Below are 682 nucleotides of genomic sequence, written 5' to 3' on the forward strand. Positions count from 1 at the left end.
CGATGAAGTCCGACGGGTGCATCGGGACAGCCGGGAGACCTACGGCAGTCCGCGCGTGCATGCGGCGCTGCGAAAAGAGGGCGAGTCGGTCGGGCGACGGCGGATCGAACGGTTGATGCGGAATAACGCGGTGAGGGCGTGTTCGGCCGATCTCTATCGAAGGCTTCCCGGCTTGGGACGGTTCTTCTCGAGCGTCGACCACCGCATCCACGAACGGACGATCGAGCGACCTGATCAGGTCTGGGTCGGTGACGTGACCTACCTGAAGGTGTCAGGGACGTGGCGCTATCTGGCCACGGTCATGGATCGCTACTCGCGCCGGCTGCTCGGATGGGCGCTGGGGTCGGAGAAGACCGCGCGCCTCACCCACCGCGCGCTCACGTCGGCCCTTCGCCATCGTACGCCGGCACCTGGAACCCTTTTCCACAGCGATCGCGGGGTCGAGTTCCTGGCCAACGACTTCAAGCAGGCCTTGGCGAAATCCGGGTTGGTGCAGAGCGTGAATCGTCCTCGCCGGATGACCGACAACGCCCACATGGAATCGTGGAATAAGTCCATGAAGTCCGACATGTACCACCGCCGTCGCTTCACCAGCGAGCACACACTCAGAGCGGCTGTCCGCAGCTATATCGATTTCTACAACACGCACCGACTACACTCAGCGCTCGGTTATCTTTCTCCG

At 62.9% G+C, this 682-nt stretch carries 1 protein-coding gene; it reads left to right on the forward strand.

Translation table 11 applies throughout. The features are described from left to right. Positions 1-16: 16 nt before the first annotated feature. Positions 17-682 (forward strand): IS3 family transposase (locus ABD002_RS19450; RefSeq protein ID WP_343794255.1); only part of this gene is annotated, 666 nt, incomplete at its 3' end.

Source organism: Dokdonella soli (assembly GCF_039523175.1).
In the GTDB taxonomy this organism is placed as follows: domain Bacteria; phylum Pseudomonadota; class Gammaproteobacteria; order Xanthomonadales; family Rhodanobacteraceae; genus Dokdonella_A; species Dokdonella_A soli.